At 76.4% G+C, this 13943-nt stretch carries 15 protein-coding genes; 3 read left to right on the top strand and 12 right to left on the bottom strand.

The annotated features are described in order from the left end of the window. Positions 1-29: 29 nt before the first annotated feature. The 7 genes from IFT45_RS03930 to IFT45_RS03960 all read right to left on the bottom strand — a co-directional run bounded on the left by IFT45_RS03930 (position 30) and on the right by IFT45_RS03960 (position 5029). Entirely contained in the window at positions 30-1004 is a 975-nt protein-coding gene (locus IFT45_RS03930; protein ID WP_371810869.1) for a DNA-3-methyladenine glycosylase 2, read from the bottom strand. Continuing rightward, a complete protein-coding gene (locus IFT45_RS03935; RefSeq protein ID WP_192126846.1) occupies positions 1001-1600 on the bottom strand; it encodes a DNA-3-methyladenine glycosylase I in 600 nt (199 codons plus the stop codon). The genes IFT45_RS03930 and IFT45_RS03935 overlap by 4 nt, the downstream gene beginning before the upstream one ends. After that, complete coding sequence (locus IFT45_RS03940; RefSeq protein ID WP_056052864.1) at positions 1597-2181, bottom strand: methylated-DNA--[protein]-cysteine S-methyltransferase; 585 nt, start codon at positions 2179-2181, stop codon at positions 1597-1599. The genes IFT45_RS03935 and IFT45_RS03940 overlap by 4 nt, the downstream gene beginning before the upstream one ends. After that, positions 2178-2732, bottom strand: a complete 555-nt coding sequence (locus IFT45_RS03945) for a sigma-70 family RNA polymerase sigma factor (RefSeq protein WP_192126848.1) — start codon at positions 2730-2732, stop codon at positions 2178-2180. The genes IFT45_RS03940 and IFT45_RS03945 overlap by 4 nt, the downstream gene beginning before the upstream one ends. Position 2733: 1 nt before the next feature. Further along, on the bottom strand, positions 2734-3336 hold the full coding sequence (locus IFT45_RS03950) for a methylated-DNA--[protein]-cysteine S-methyltransferase (protein ID WP_371810870.1): 603 nt from the start codon (positions 3334-3336) through the stop codon (positions 2734-2736). Positions 3337-3605: 269 nt separating this feature from the next. Continuing rightward, the gene (locus IFT45_RS03955) at positions 3606-3884 is read right to left on the bottom strand and encodes an acylphosphatase (protein WP_056052869.1); all 279 of its coding nucleotides are present in this window, start codon (positions 3882-3884) and stop codon (positions 3606-3608) included. Positions 3885-4042: 158 nt separating this feature from the next. After that, positions 4043-5029 (bottom strand): aldo/keto reductase, encoded by a 987-nt coding sequence (locus IFT45_RS03960; protein ID WP_192126850.1) that lies wholly within the window; start codon positions 5027-5029, stop codon positions 4043-4045. Between the two features lie 152 nt (positions 5030-5181). Between IFT45_RS03960 and IFT45_RS03965 the strand changes: the two genes are divergently transcribed. Beyond that, positions 5182-5634, top strand: a complete 453-nt coding sequence (locus IFT45_RS03965; RefSeq protein ID WP_192126853.1) for a VOC family protein — start codon at positions 5182-5184, stop codon at positions 5632-5634. A gap of 70 nt (positions 5635-5704) precedes the next feature. Here the strand turns inward: IFT45_RS03965 and IFT45_RS03970 are convergent, their stop codons facing one another. From IFT45_RS03970 to IFT45_RS03980, 4 genes are all read right to left on the bottom strand, one after another. After that, positions 5705-6916, bottom strand: coding sequence for an alcohol dehydrogenase catalytic domain-containing protein (locus IFT45_RS03970; RefSeq protein WP_056052874.1), 1212 nt, complete (start codon positions 6914-6916; stop codon positions 5705-5707). A gap of 216 nt (positions 6917-7132) precedes the next feature. Beyond that, positions 7133-9217, bottom strand: coding sequence for a carboxypeptidase-like regulatory domain-containing protein (locus IFT45_RS03975; RefSeq protein WP_192126855.1), 2085 nt, complete (start codon positions 9215-9217; stop codon positions 7133-7135). After that, positions 9214-9342: a hypothetical protein gene (locus IFT45_RS17445; protein WP_255354133.1), complete on the bottom strand. Its 129-nt coding sequence runs from the start codon at positions 9340-9342 to the stop codon at positions 9214-9216. Before IFT45_RS17445 ends, IFT45_RS03975 begins: the two co-directional genes overlap by 4 nt. A 179-nt stretch (positions 9343-9521) precedes the next feature. Next, positions 9522-9659, bottom strand: a complete 138-nt coding sequence (locus tag IFT45_RS03980; protein ID WP_185231714.1) for a hypothetical protein — start codon at positions 9657-9659, stop codon at positions 9522-9524. Between the two features lie 150 nt (positions 9660-9809). On the opposite strand from IFT45_RS03980, the gene IFT45_RS03985 reads away from it, so the two are divergent. Both IFT45_RS03985 and IFT45_RS03990 read left to right on the top strand, forming a co-directional pair. Then, positions 9810-11198: an MFS transporter gene (locus tag IFT45_RS03985; protein ID WP_192126857.1), complete on the top strand. Its 1389-nt coding sequence runs from the start codon at positions 9810-9812 to the stop codon at positions 11196-11198. Further along, positions 11195-11833 carry a thermonuclease family protein gene (locus tag IFT45_RS03990; protein ID WP_192126859.1) on the top strand — a complete coding sequence of 213 codons (639 nt, stop codon included), beginning with the start codon at positions 11195-11197 and terminating at the stop codon, positions 11831-11833. The genes IFT45_RS03985 and IFT45_RS03990 overlap by 4 nt, the downstream gene beginning before the upstream one ends. Here IFT45_RS03990 and IFT45_RS03995 read toward each other — a convergent pair. Beyond that, positions 11758-13908 carry an MMPL family transporter gene (locus tag IFT45_RS03995; RefSeq protein WP_192126861.1) on the bottom strand — a complete coding sequence of 717 codons (2151 nt, stop codon included), beginning with the start codon at positions 13906-13908 and terminating at the stop codon, positions 11758-11760. The genes IFT45_RS03990 and IFT45_RS03995 overlap by 76 nt on opposite strands. Positions 13909-13943: the final 35 nt, after the last annotated feature.

A 13943-nucleotide genomic window follows, 5' to 3' on the forward strand; every position in this document is an offset into this window, starting at 1 on the left:
GCGGCGCTCCCGGGTGCTGCCGGCCCCGCTCAGGGCGCGGTCGGCAGCACCGCGGCCCAGAGGTGGAACAGGGCGTAGGCGCGGAAGGGCGACCACGGGGCCGAGGCCGCCTCCGCCTCCTTCGTGGTCGCCCCGCCGAGCACCCGCCGCAGCACGAGGTCGCCGGCCGGCCACGCGTCGCGGTCGGCGAGGGCGCGCACGGCGAGGTACTCGACCGTCCACGGCCCGATGCCCGGCACGGCGAGCAGCCGTCGTCGGGCGTCGGCGAGGTCGACGTCGGGCGAGATCACGAGGCCGTCGGCGACGACCGTCGCCAGGGCCGAGAGCGTGCGCGCCCGGGCGTTGGTCACGCCGACCGCGGCGCGCAGCTCGTCGACGTCGACGGCGGCCAGCGCCTCCGCGCGCGGGAAGCGCCGGAGGCCCGTGCCGGGCACGTCGACGCCGTGCGCGGCGACGAGCCGTCCGGTGAAGGTCCGGGCCGCGGCGAGCGAGACCTGCTGCCCGAGCACGGTCATCACCGCCGTCTCGAAGCCATCGGGGCTGCCCGTGACGCGGATGCCCGGCCGGGCCCGCACCAGCGGGCCCAGCACCGGGTCGGCGCCGAGCGCGGCCTGCACCGCGCCGGTGTCGCCGTCGAGGTCGAGCCAGCGCCGGGTCAGCGCCGCGGCTCGGTCGAGGTCGGCCGGGCCCAGGTCGACGCCGTCGGCGGGCACGACGTCGACCTCGACGACGTCGGGGCCGAAGTGCACGTCGAGCCGACCGAGTCGAGCGGCCCGACCGACCCCGGCCCCGTCGACCCCGGCCCCGCCGAGGTCGACGACCCGGGAGTGGGTCGAGGCCGCCACGTCGGTCAGCTCGGCCCCGGGCACGCTGTGCGCGGCGAGCAGGCCGACGGCGTGGGCCGGGTCGTAGTCGCCGTCGACGGCGAGCGACAGGCGACGAGCGCGGGAGTCGCGGGTCGGCTCCGCCGCGGAGCCCCCCGGGGCCGTGCCCCCGGCCCTCACGGCGTCGCCGCCCACACCCCGGACGACCCGCGCCGGTGGCTGTCGACGAGGTGGGTGTCGACGATGCCCGTCGCCTCCATCAGGGCGTGCATGGTGGTCGGGCCCACGAACCGGAAGCCCACGGACTTCAGGGCGCGCGAGAGGGCGACGCTCTCGGGCGAGGTCGTCGGCACCTCGGCCGCCGTGGCCGGGCGGGGCGTCTCGGCGGGCCGGAACGACCAGACGAAGTCCACGAGCCCGCCTGCGTCGCGCAGGGCGACGGTGGCGCGGGCGTTGGCGACGGTCGCGTCGACCTTGAGCCGGTTGCGGACGATGCCCGCGTCGGCCATCAGCCGTGCCCGGTCGTCGTCGTCGAACGCGGCCACGACGTCGGGGTCGAAGTCGCGGAACGCCGCCCGGAAGGCGGGCCGCTTGCGCAGGATGGTCGCCCACGACAGCCCCGACTGGAACGCCTCGAGGCTCAGCCGCTCGAAGAGCCCCCGCTCGTCGCGGACGGGCATGCCCCACTCGGTGTCGTAGTACTCCCGCAGCAGGGGGTCGACGGCCGCCCAGGCGGGGCGGGCGAGCCCGTCGTCGCCGATCACCACGTCGCTCACGGTGTCGCCTCCAGGTCGATCAGCAGGGCCTTGGCCTCGGGGCCGCCACGGTAGCGGCCGGCCGTGCCGTCGCTCCGCACCACGCGGTGGCACGGCACGACGAGCGGCAGCGGGTTGGTCGCGCAGGCCGTGCCGACGGCCCGCACGGCGCGGGGGCTGCCCGCCGCCGCGGCGACGGCGGCGTAGCTCGCCGTCCGACCGTAGGGGATCTCGGGCAGGTGCTCGAGCACGGCGAGCTGGAACGCCCGCGAGAGCCGCCGGTCGAGCGGCAGGTCGAAGGCGCGACGGCGGCCGGCGAAGTACTCGTCGAGCTGGCGAGCGGCCGCGTCGAGCCGGGCCGGGGCCCGCAGCACGCGCGGGCTGACCGTCGTGGCGAGTCGGTCGAGCACGGCGTCGTGCCCCTCGACCTCGAAGGCGACCCGCACGAGGCCGACCTCCGTCGCGGCGAGCAGGAGGCGACCGACGGGGGAGTCGAGGGTGCTCCAGGCCACGTCGAGCACGCCGGCGTCGGCCGCGCCGGCGGCGAGCCGGGCCCGCAGCACGGCGAGGTCGACCTGCTCGGCGGTGGTCGGGTCGGTCACGAGGGTCCTCCGGGTCGACGACGGCGGGGTGCGGGCGGGAGCGCCCGGTGCGGGTCCGAGGGCGGCGCCGGGGGCGGGGGCGGGGGCACCAGCGCCGTCCGCAGCGCGGCGACCCCGTCGCTCGCCGCCCGGCGGGCGGCGTCGTGGCTGACCCCGGTGGCCTCCGCGACCTCGCGGTGGCTGAGCCCGGCGAGGTGGTGGCCGACGACGGCGACGCGCTGGCGGTGCGGCAGCCCGCGGACGGCGTCGAGCAGCTCGTCGTCACGGGCGAGCACCTCGTCGAAGGGCCGGGGCGCGGGCGGCTCGGGCAGCGTCTCGACCGGGAGCGCTCGGCGGGCCTGCCCGCGCAGCACGTCGAGGGCCTTGCGGCGCGCGACGGTCACGAGCCAGGCCTCGACGTTCGTCCCCGGCGGCAGCCCGGGCCAGGCGACGAGCGCGGTGAGGAAGGTCTCCGACCAGGCGTCGTCGGCGTCGGCCGGCGGCAGCAGGGCGCGGCAGACGCGCAGCACGGTGACCCCGTGCTGCTCGACGGCGCGGTCGAACGGGCCCACGTCAGAACAGCCGGCTCTCGCGCCGCTCGGCGGGCTCCTCGAGGGCCAGCAGGAACCTCTTGCGCTCCAGCCCGCCCGCGTAGCCGGTGAGGGCCCCGCCGGCGCCGACCACCCGGTGGCACGGCACGACGATGCTCAGCGGGTTCAGCGCGTTCGCGGCGCCGACGGCCCGGGCCAGCCCGACCCCGCCGAGGTTCGCGGCGAGCTGGCCGTAGGTGCGGGTCTCGCCGTGGGGGATCGTGCGGAGGGCCGCCCAGACCCGCTGGCGGAAGTCGTCGCCGCGCGGCGCGAGCGGCAGGTCGAAGGCCGTCCGCTCGCCGGTTAAGTACTGCCCGAGCTGCCGGGCCACCTCGCCGAAGTCGCTCGCGCCGGTGCCGACGTCGGAGCGCGGGCCCAGGGAGTCGCGGGTCGGCCCGCGCCGGTGGCCCTCGAACCACAGACCCACGAGCCCGTCGACGCCCCCCGCGACGGTCAGCAGGCCCACGGGCGTGCTCGTGGTGGTGTGCACGACCGCCGCGTCGGGGGCCGTGGTCGGGGCTGGGTCGTCCGTGCCCCAGCCCGTGCCCGTGGTGCCCGCTCCGCGCGCGCTGCCGGTCTCCGTCACGGTCGTCTCCTCGCCTCTGCCGATGCTACCCACGCTGCAGACGCGCGAGAGGGGGCGGATGTGAGGTGGCCGTCGCGAGTTCGTCCCCCGACCGGTGGGCGAGCGCACCGACCGACCTGGTAGACAAGCTGGTGCACCCTCGGGTGCAGCCCGGTCCGGGGACTCCACGCTGTCGGGTGCGTGCGAGCTCCCGGGCCGGGTCCCGGCACGCGGGCCCTCGCCGACGGTGCCGCCCGCCGCCCGCCGCTCGCCTACGCTGCCGCTGCCGTTCAGTGCCGCGTCTCGAAGCCGCCCTCGCCGAGCGGCGACAGCTCGCTCACGTCGACCCCGTCGACGCGGGAGCCCTGCGGGCCCTCCGTGAGCCACTCCAGCAGCTGGCCGACCGCCTCCGGCGTGCCCTCGGCCTCCGTCTCGACGGTGCCGTCGGGCAGGTTGCGCACGAACCCGGCGACGCCGAGGCGGTCGGCCTCGCCCTCGGTCGAGAAGCGGAAGCCCACGCCCTGCACCAGGCCGCGGACCACCGCGCGCCGTCTGATCACGTCGTCCATGCTGCGACCGTACCCGCGCCTCCCGCGCTCGGGCCCGCCCTGCCCCGGCCGCCCTGCTCAGGTCGCACTGCCCCGTCACGACGGCGGGCGGGTGCGACCCCGGCGGTCCGTCGTCGACGCCCGCCCGGCTCGCACCCGCCCGCCGTGGGCCGTCCGCGCTAGCGGTCGACCGTCGACATGTCGGCGTACCGGTCGCCCTGGGGCGCCGCGACCGCGTCGAGCTGCTCGACCTGCGCGGCCGTGAGCACGACGTCGTCGGCGGCGACGTTCTCGTCGAGGTACGTGCGGCGCTTCGTGCCGGGGATCGGCACGACGCCCTCGCCCTTGGCGAGCAGCCAGGCCAGCGCGACCTGGCCGGGCGTCGCCCCGACCTCGCGGGCCACGGCGTCGACCTGCTCGACGATGCGGACGTTCGCGGCGAGGTTGTCTCCGCTGAACCGCGGCGCGAAGCGGCGGAAGTCGTCGTCGGCGAGCTCGTCGACTGAGCGCAGGGCACCGGTGAGGAACCCGCGGCCGAGCGGCGAGTACGGCACGAAGCCGATGCCGAGCTCGCGCACGAGCGGTACGATCTCGGCCTCGGGGTCGCGGCTCCAGAGCGACCACTCGGTCTGCAGGGCGGTGATCGGGTGGGTGGCGTGGGCCCGGCGGATCGTCTCGGGAGCCGCCTCGGACAGGCCGAGGTGGCGGACCTTGCCCGCCGTGACGAGCTCGGCCATGGCGCCGACCGTCTCCTCGATCGGCACCTGCGGGTCGACGCGGTGCTGGTAGTAGAGGTCGACGTGGTCGAGCCCGAGCCGCTGCAGCGAGCCGTCGATCGAGCGGCGCACGTACTCGGGCCGACCGTCGACCGCGCGCTCCCCCCGCGCCTCGGGGTCGGTGACGTTGCCGAACTTGGTCGCGACGACGACGCCGTCGCGTCGGCCGCGCAGGGCGCGCCCCAGCAGCTGCTCGTTCGTGTGCGGGCCGTACATGTCGGCGGTGTCGAGCAGGGTCACGCCGTGGTCGAGCGCGGCGTGGATCACCCGCACCGACTCGTCGTCGTCGGTGCCGCTGCCGGTGTAGAACGCGGACATGCCCATCAGGCCGAGGCCGAGGCGGCCCACGTCGAGTCCGCCGTCGACGCTGCCGAGTGTCGTGTGCTTCATGCAGACCACGCAACACCCGCTGTCGGGGTGCCCGCTGGGAGGGGGACACCTCGCGCCGACGGGTCTTGACACGGTCGGCGGCGCCTCGCCATCATGCGGGAGACGACCGGCGGCGACGGGCCGCCGGCGCCCCGCAGAGAGGCGGCGCACCGATGCCCACCATGATCTTCGTCAATCTGGCCGTCGACGACGTCGCCCGGTCGCGCGCCTTCTTCGAGGCCCTGGGGTACTCGATCAACGAGGGGTTCAGCGACGAGAACGCCTTCAGCGTCGTGATCAGCGACACGATCACCGCGATGCTGCTCACGAGGCCGTTCTTCGCGGAGTTCACCCGCAAGAGGATCATCGACGCCACCACCTCGACCGAGGTGCAGCTCGCCCTCAGCGCCGAGAGCAAGGAGGAGGTCGACGCGACGTACGCCGCGGCGCTCGCCGTGGGGGCGACGCCGGCCGGCGAGCAGGACCACGGCTTCATGTACTCGAAGAGCTTCGACGACCTCGACGGCCACCACTGGGACTTCGTCTGGATGGACCCGGCCGCGGCGGCGGGCGGTGCCCCGGAGCTCAGCGTCGACGAGATGCGGGAGGGCACGACGGTCGCCTGACCACCTGGGGGAGGCGCGGTGCCGGCCCCGCCCGCACCGCGCCTCCCGCAGGCCCCGCGTCGCGGCCCGGCTACGAGCCCGTCGTCAGCTCGACCTTGAGCCACCCCGGCTCGCGCCGGTCGAACGCCTCGTACGCCGCGATCGCGTCGGTCACCGGCTCGCGCTCGGTGATCAGCGCGGTCGGGTCGAACAGCCCCGCAGCGACGCGCTCGATGAGCGGCGGCGTGACGGAGTGGTGGTCGCAGTTGCCCATCCGCACCGTGAGGTTCTTGAGCATCGCGGCACCGATCGGGTACGTCTCGACCGTGGGCGCGTAGACGCCGATGATGCCGATGCGGCCGTACTTGGCGACCATCTCGACGGCCCAGCGGGCAGCCTGCGACGGCGCGTTGCCCGGCACCCACTGGTCGCCCTGCGGGGCGGCGTCGGGCGCGACCTGCGCGACCTCCGCCTCGAAGGCGGCGGCCTGCTCGGCGTCGGGGGCGGCCGGGCCGTGCGCGGCGTGCTGCGCGTCGACGCCGACCGCGTCGATGACGGCGTCGACGCCGATGCCGTTCGTGAGCTCCTTGACGACCGCGACCGGGTCCTCCCGGCTGAAGTCGACGACCTCCGCGTTCTGGGCGAGGGCCTGGGCGAGGCGGTCCTCGAGGTGGTCGACCGCGATCACGCGGGCGGCGCCCTGCTGGAACGCCGACGCGATCGCGAACTGGCCGACGACGCCGGCGCCGAGCACGGCCACGGTGTCGCCGCGGCGGACGCCGGCGAGCTCGGCCCCGAACCAGCCGGTGGGGTAGATGTCGCTGAGCAGGATCGCCTGGTCGTCGCTGACCGTGTCGGGCAGCGGGTGCAGGGTGTTGCGCGCCCACGGCACCCGCACGTACTCGGCCTGCAGCCCGTCCACCGGGCCGGTCGAGGCGGGCCCGCCGAAGAAGCTCGTGCCCGCGTCGGGGCCGTTCGGGTTCGCGACGTCGCACTGGGCGGTGTGGCCCTCGCGGCAGTACCGGCAGGCGCCGCACGAGACCGTGCTGTCGATGATCACCCGGTCGCCCGGGCTGAAGCCGCGCACGGCATCGCCGACCTCGGTGACGACGCCGACGGCCTCGTGGCCGAGGATCGTTCCCTCGACCATCGGCGCCATCGTGCCGCGCACGAAGTGCAGGTCGGTGCCGCAGATCGCGCTGCGGGTGACGCGCACGATGGCGTCGTTCGGGTCGGTGATGGTGGGCTGCTCGACGTCGTCGAGACGGATGTCTCCGACGCCGTGCCAGACGACTGCCTTCACGGGGTTCCTCCTGGTGTCTGCGGTTCTGCGGGTCCGCGGGCGGGCTGGCCCGCGGGCGCGCACGGCCGAGCCGCGCGCCCGCCCGACGGTAGGCCGGGCGTCGCCCCGCCACCCGCCGAGTCCGCTCCGTGAACGGGGTACGGCCCGGTCAGCACGGCGGCCCCGTCGCCGGTCAGGTGACCGGCGGCGGGGCCGAGGGCCGCGGGAGGCGCGGTGTCAGTCCTCCGAACCGCTCACGACGGCCTGCTGCCGGCGCCGCAGCACGGCTCGGCCCGTCACGAGGCCGAGGCCCGCGACCAGCAGCGCGGCCCCGAGGCCGAGCGGCCAGGCCGCGTCGGCACCGGTGAAGGCGAGGCCGCCGGGCCGCCCGGCGGGACGGACCGTCGGGGTCGTGCCGGGGGCCACGGGGGCCGCGCTCGCCGTCGGCGCCGGTCCGGCCGGGGGGCCGGGGGAGGGCTCGGGCGTCGGGCCGGGAGTGGGGCCGGGCGTCGGGTCGGGCACGACGACGGTCACGGCGACCGTGCCGAGCCCGGCGTCTGCGAACCCGGTCGTGAAGGGCACCGCTCCGGCGACGTCGCCGTCGACGACGAGGCGGTAGTCGGTGCCGGGGTCGAGGCCGTCGAGCACGAAGCGCCCGTCGGCGTCGGTCGTGGTCTCGGCCACCGGGGCGTCGCCGGTGGCGGGCAGCACCGCGACCGGCGCGTCGGCGACGGGCTCGCCGTCCTGGTCGACGACCGTGCCGTCGACGCTGACCGACTCGGGCGCGGGCACCTCGAGCACGAGCGGCGTCGCGGGGGCGCCGGCGGCCGGGGTCGTGAACGGGACCGCCGCCTCCGCCTGCTCGTCGACGACGATGACGTAGTCGGTCTCGGGCAGCAGCCCGTCGACCTCGAAGCCGCCCGCGGCGTCGGTCTCCACGGTCGCGACCGTCTCGGTGGGCTCGCCGCCGTCGGCCGGCACGAGCACCACGTCGAGCGTGGCGCCCGCGGCGGGCGCTCCGTCGGGGCCGGCGATCGTGCCGCTCACGTCGACGGTGGGCTCGGGGGCCGGCGCGGGCACCGGCCGGAAGAAGTCGACCGGCAGCACGCCGCCGCTGTTGGGCACGAGCGTGCCGAGCGACTCGCCCGTGTCGGCGCGGAAGAGCTCGTACGACGTCGTCGGGGCGAGGTCGGCGACGGTCGCCGTGCCGTCGTCGGCCGTGGTCACCTCGGCCACCGTGGCGCCCGAGGCGCGCTCGACGAGCCTCAGCGGCAGGTCGGGCACGGGCGTTTCCTCGGTGTCGACGATCGTGGCGGTGACCGCGACCGATGTCGGCGCGGGCGCGGGCGCGGTCGGGAAGGCGACGTCGGCGACCCCGTCGGCGGCCGTCAGGTCGACGACGACGTCCTCCGCGGCGGGGGTCCCCGCCGGCGGCTCGACGGTGACGCGCCAGCCCGGCGCGGCGGTGAGGGCCGGCACGACGTACTCGCCGCGGGCGTTCGTGGTGGTCTCCGCGACGACGGTGCCGGAGGCGTCGCGGACGGTGACGGCCGCTGCCGGGAAGGCCGCGCCTCCCTCGGTCACGGTGCCGGTCAGCGACTGGGTGCGCGTCGCGAACCAGGTCTGGAAGACCGGGAAGCCCGAGCGCTGCTGGAAGGTCAGCGTCAGGGAGCCGAGCGGCACGGTCGGGCTGAACCAGGCCGCGGCGCCCTCGGTGTCGAGGGCGTCGGCGTTGCCGAGCAGCACCCCGGTCGAGGAGTCCCAGCGGGGCACGTCGCCGAGGCCGGCCGTGTCGCACGAGGGGCCGCCGGCGACGCGGCAGTAGTTGTAGGCCGAGCCGAAGCCCAGGGCCGAGGCGGGCACGGCCGCTCCCGCCGGGTCGGTCGCGGTCACGGTGACCTGGTCGGCGTCGACGTCGCCGAGGACGAACGACCAGCCGGCCGACGGGGTGGCGGAGCCGAACGTGTAGGTGGTGACCGAGGCGGCGGAGGCGACGGGCCGGTCGAGCTGCGGCCGCAGGTTGAGGTAGGGCAGGCCCCGGCTCGACCCGTAGCGCTCGCCGGGCGCGGTGGAGGCGGCCTGCCAGGTGCTCGAGCCGCTCGGCACCGTGGCCTGGCGCGAGGTCGAGGTGAAGGTCGTCTCGGGGAAGCCGCCGGGCAGCGACATCGTGCCGGACCACTCGCGAGCGCTCCCGCTGAGCGTGAAGCTGCCCCAGGCGCCGGCCTGGGCGGCGGAGGCGGTGGTCGCCCCCGCGAGGGCGAGCCCCAGCGCGACGACGGCGACGGTGCCGGCCGCGGCGCCGCGGCGGAGCGCGGCCCTCACGCGGCGGCCGCGGTGGTCGGAGCGGGCGCCGTGGTCGCCGCGGCCGAGGCTGCCGGGACGGGCCGCGGGCCGGGCCCGGGCTTCGGGGCGGGCGTGGGAGCGGGCGTGGCGTCGGACGTGGTCATGGTGGTCCCCTCGACCGGGCCCCCTGGTGGGCCCGTCCCCCGAGGCTAGCCGCGAGCTGAGCGTCTGTCACCGACGGAGGGGCGACCGGGGACGAGAACGGCACCGCCGCCTCCCGGGGTGACGGGGGCTGACGGTGCCGTGACGCTGCCGCTGCCGCTGACGCGGCGCTCGGAGGGAGCTAGCGCTTCTTGACGTTCGAGACGGCGTCCTCGGAGTGGGAGGCGGTGCCGCGCTTGTCCTTCTTGTCGGCCCGCTTTTCCTTGAGCGACCGCGTCGCGGTCGTCTTGGTGGACTTCTTCGCCGATTTCTCTGCCATGGTGGTGCCTCCGTCGCCCGTCCACGATGGACCGGTGCGCCGGAGCCTACGGTGCGGCGCCCCGAGACTCGCTACCCTCGTCGATGTTCACGGCTGGCGCACGGCAGGGCGTGTCGGGGACGCCCCACCCGACAGCGCCCGAGAGGCACCATGACCGACGACGTCGCCACGCAGGCACCGCCCACGCGCACCGAGCGCCTGGACGAGCTGCCCTTCACCCGCAAGCACGGCCGGCTGCTCGTCGGCAGCGGCGTCGGCTGGGCCCTCGACGCCCTCGACGTCGGCCTCGTCTCGTTCGTGATCGCCCAGCTGGCCGTCGTCTGGAGCTCCGACCGCGGCGCCCTGGCGTTCGTCGCCTCGGCCGGCTTCGCCGGCATGGCGATCGGCGCGGCCCTCGGCGGCACGCTCTCCGACCGCCTCGGGCGCAAGACCGTCTTCGCCCTCACCCTCCTCGTCTACGGCCTGGCGACCGGCGTCTCCGCGCTCAGCTGGTCGGTCGGGGCGCTGCTCGTGCTGCGCTTCGTCGTGGGGCTGGGCCTCGGCTCCGAGCTGCCGGTGGCCTCGACGCTCGTCTCCGAGTTCTCGCCGCGTCGCATCCGCGGCCGCGTCGTCGTGCTGCTCGAGGCGTTCTGGGCGGTCGGCTCGATCGCGGCGGCGCTGGTCGGCTACCTGGTGGTGCCGACCAGCGACGACGGCTGGCGCTGGGCGCTGCTGATCGGGGCCCTCCCGGCGGCCTACGCCGTGTTCGTGCGGCTGCGCATGCCCGAGTCGGTGCGGTACCTCGAGTCCCGGGGGCGGCACGACGAGGCCGAGCGCACCGTCCGGGCCTTCGAGCGGGCCGCCGGGGTGCCCGCCCCCGACCCGGCCGACGTGGCGGCCGCGGCGACCAGGGCGACGGCCCTCGAGGAGGCGCGGGTCGCGTCGGGCGCTCGCCGCGCCTCCCTCTCCGCCCTCCTGCGCGACGGGCTCCGCCGGCGGACGGTCGCCCTGTGGCTCGTCTGGGCGGCGACGAACTTCTCGTACTACGGCGCCTTCGTCTGGCTGCCGACCCTGCTCGTCGAGGCGGGCTTCCCGCTCGTCAAGTCGTTCGAGTACACGCTGCTCATCACGCTGGCCCAGCTGCCCGGCTACGCCGTCTCGGCCTGGCTGATCGAGCGCTGGGGCCGTCGGGCCACCCTGGCGACCTTCCTGCTCGGCTCCGCGGTGGCCGCCGCCGCCTTCGGGGCGGGCGTCGTCAGCGGGAGCGCGACGCACATCGTGGTCTCGGGCGCGGCCCTGTCGTTCGCGAACCTCGGGGCGTGGGGCGCCCTGTACGCGGTCACCCCCGAGCTCTACCCGACGCGGCTGCGCGGCACGGGGTCGGGCTGGGCCGCCGGGGTCGGGCGCATCGCCTCGATCGTCGCGCCCCTGTCGGTGCCGCCGCTGCTCGTGCTCGGCGGGGCGCCCCTGCTCTTCGTCGTCTTCGGTGCGGTGTTCCTCGTCGCGGCCGCCGCGGCCCTCGCCCTGCCCGAGCTGCGCGGCACGAGGCTCGCCGAGTGAGCGGCGGTCGCGCGCGGGGGCGCCGTCGTCGGTCGTCGCTGCTCGGCGTCGTGGTCGTCGTCGTGGCCGCCGTGGTCGTGGTGGCGTTCCCGCAGCTCCTCGACGGCTCGCGCGACGGGTCGGGCCCGGGCGCCGGCTCGGGCCCGGGCGCCGGCTCGGGCCCGGGCGCCGGCTCGTCCCCCTCGGTCGCGGTGCCCGCCGCCGTCCCCGAGGGCGCCGCCCAGGCCACCGTCGAGCGCGTGGTCGACGGCGACACCGTGATCGTCGTGCTCGCCGACGGCGGTGCCCGGGAGCGGGTCCGCCTCATCGGCGTCGACACCCCCGAGACCGTGCAGCCCGACGCCTCGGTCGACTGCTTCGGCCCCGAGGCGAGCGCCTTCACGACCACGAGCCTGCCGGCGGGGTCGGCCGTCTGGCTCGAGGCCGACCCCTCGCAGGGCGACGCCGACCGGTACGACCGCCTGCTGCGCTACGTCTGGACGCCCGCCGGGGTCATGCTCAACCACGACCTCGTCGCCCAGGGGTACGGCCGTGAGGACACCTACGACGACCCGTACCGCTACCGCGACGCCTTCGTCGCCGCCGAGGCCACGGCCGAGGGCTCGGGCGTCGGCCTCTGGTCCGCCTGCGGCTGACCGCGGCGGCGGCTCGGCCACCAGAACGCGTCGCCGGTGAGGAAGACCAGGGCCGGCACCAGCACGGTCCGCACGACGAGGGTGTCGAGCAGCACGCCGATGCAGACGACGACGCCGACCTGCGTGAGGGCGACGACCGGCAGCACGCCGAGCACGGCGAACACGGCCGCGAGCAGCACGCCGGCGCTGGTGATGACGGCGCCCGTCGAGGCCAACGCGCGCACCATGCCCTCGCGGGTGCCGTGCCGCTCCCGTTCCTCCCTCGCCCGGGTGGTGAGGAAGATGTTGTAGTCCACCCCGAGCGCCACGAGGAAGAGGAAGGCGTACAGGGTCACCGCCGTGTCGAGGGCCGGGAACCCGAGCACGTGCTGGAACAGCCAAGTCGACGCGCCCAGGCTCGCCGCGAAGGTGGCGAGCACCGACGCGATGAGCAGCACCGGGGCGACCAGCGACCGGAGCAGCAGCGCGAGGACGGCGAAGACGACGGCGAGGATGATCGGGGCGATCAGGCGGAGGTCGGCCTGCGCGGCGGTGCGCTCGTCGTAGGCCGTCGCGTCGCTGCCGCCGACGAGGGCGTCCGACACCGCGCCTCCGGCCCCGGCGTAGGCGTCGCGGAGCGCCTGGACGACGACGAACGCGTCGTCGCTCTCCGGCTCGGCCGCGAGCTGGACGTCGACGCGGGTCAGCCCGGAGGCCGCCTCGCCGACGGTCGCGGAGTCGACGCCGTCGACGCCCTCCGCCACGGACACGGCGTCGGCGGCCGCCGCGGACGGCACGAGCACCGTCGTCTGGCTGGTGAGTCCGGCCGAGAACGAGTCATCGACGATGCGCTGGGCGGTGACCGAGTCGGGGTCGCCGAGCAGCTGGTCGGTCTGCGAGAGGCCGACCGCGTAGCCGCCGAGGCCCAGGCAGAGCACTCCGAGCCCGGCGACCGCGGCGACGCTCACGACCACCGGTCGGCGCTGCACGCCCCGGCCGAGGCGCTCCCAGGCGCCCTGCTTCCGTGCCGCGTGGTGGTGCGGTTCGTCGGCGCCGGGGGAGCCGGGGGCGGAGGCGCGGGGCACGAAGGGCCAGAACAGCCCGCGACCGCAGACCACGAGGGCGGCCGGCAGCACGACGAGGGCGAAGACGACCGCGACGACGACGCCCAGGGCACAGGCCACGCCGAGGGCGCGGTTGCCCGCGAGGGAGGCGAGCACGAGGGTGGCGAGGCTGAGCGCGACCGTGCCGCCGCTCGCCGCGATCGCGGGCCCGGCGCTCGTCACGGCGGTGCGCATCGCCCGGTGCCGGTCGTCGTCGCGCAGCAGCTCCTCGCGGTAGCGGGCGACCAGCAGGAGCGCGTAGTTCGTGCCCGCGCCGAAGACGAGCACCGAGAGGATCCCCGAGATCGAGGCGTCGACGGTCACCCCGAGCGGCTCGGCCAGGGCCGCCACGACCCGACCCGCGAGGCCGTCGGCGACGCCGACGACGGCGAGCGGCACGATCCACAGCACGGGGCTGCGGTAGGTGACGATCAGCAGCACGGCGACGACGACCACGGTGACGAGCAGGAGGCGGAAGTCCGCCCCCGCGAACGAGTTCGAGACGTCGTCCTGGAAGCCGACGGGCCCGGTCAGGTACGCCGAGAGGTCGTCGGGCAGCCCCTCCGAGGCGGCGGCGCGCAGCTCTCCGGCCACGCCCGACAGGTCGGCGTCGACGTCGTCGGCGGCGAGCAGCACGGCGACGAGCGCCGCGGCGCCGTCGTCGCTGACCTGCGGGCGGACGGCCTGCGGGGTGGTCGACAGGGCCGCGAGGGCCTCGGCGCGGGCGGAGACCGACGCGACGTCCGCGTCGGAGAGGGCGGCGCCTCCTCGGCTCCAGACCACGATGCCGACGGTCGTGTCGGACGACGGGAACTCGTCGAGCAGGGCGGTCACCTCCGCCGCCTGGCTGTCGTCGGGGAGCCCGGAGGGCGGGAACGCGTCGTCGCCGCCGGAGGGCAGGAGGGCGAAGAGCAGGGCGACGGCGACGAGGGTGCCGCCGAGGACGGCCCAGGCCGACCGGTGGCCGCTGACGAGGCGGGCGAGTGCGCGCACGAGTGTCCTTCAGTTGGTGGATGTCTTAGTTGCTG

This window comes from Frigoribacterium sp. CFBP 13707, assembly GCF_014842245.1.
Classification (GTDB): domain Bacteria; phylum Actinomycetota; class Actinomycetes; order Actinomycetales; family Microbacteriaceae; genus Frigoribacterium; species Frigoribacterium endophyticum.

What these genes read in the sequence shown, in the direction of transcription:
- IFT45_RS03955 (WP_056052869.1), bottom strand. Translation starts at nt 3,884, where the DNA reads ATGGACGACGTGATCAGACGGCGCGCGGTGGTCCGCGGCCTGGTGCAG.
- IFT45_RS17445 (WP_255354133.1), bottom strand. Translation starts at nt 9,342, where the DNA reads ATGACCACGTCCGACGCCACGCCCGCTCCCACGCCCGCCCCGAAGCCC.
- IFT45_RS03985 (WP_192126857.1), top strand. Translation starts at nt 9,810, where the DNA reads ATGACCGACGACGTCGCCACGCAGGCACCGCCCACGCGCACCGAGCGC.
- IFT45_RS03960 (WP_192126850.1), bottom strand. Translation starts at nt 5,029, where the DNA reads ATGAAGCACACGACACTCGGCAGCGTCGACGGCGGACTCGACGTGGGC.
- IFT45_RS03980 (WP_185231714.1), bottom strand. Translation starts at nt 9,659, where the DNA reads ATGGCAGAGAAATCGGCGAAGAAGTCCACCAAGACGACCGCGACGCGG.
- IFT45_RS03965 (WP_192126853.1), top strand. Translation starts at nt 5,182, where the DNA reads ATGCCCACCATGATCTTCGTCAATCTGGCCGTCGACGACGTCGCCCGG.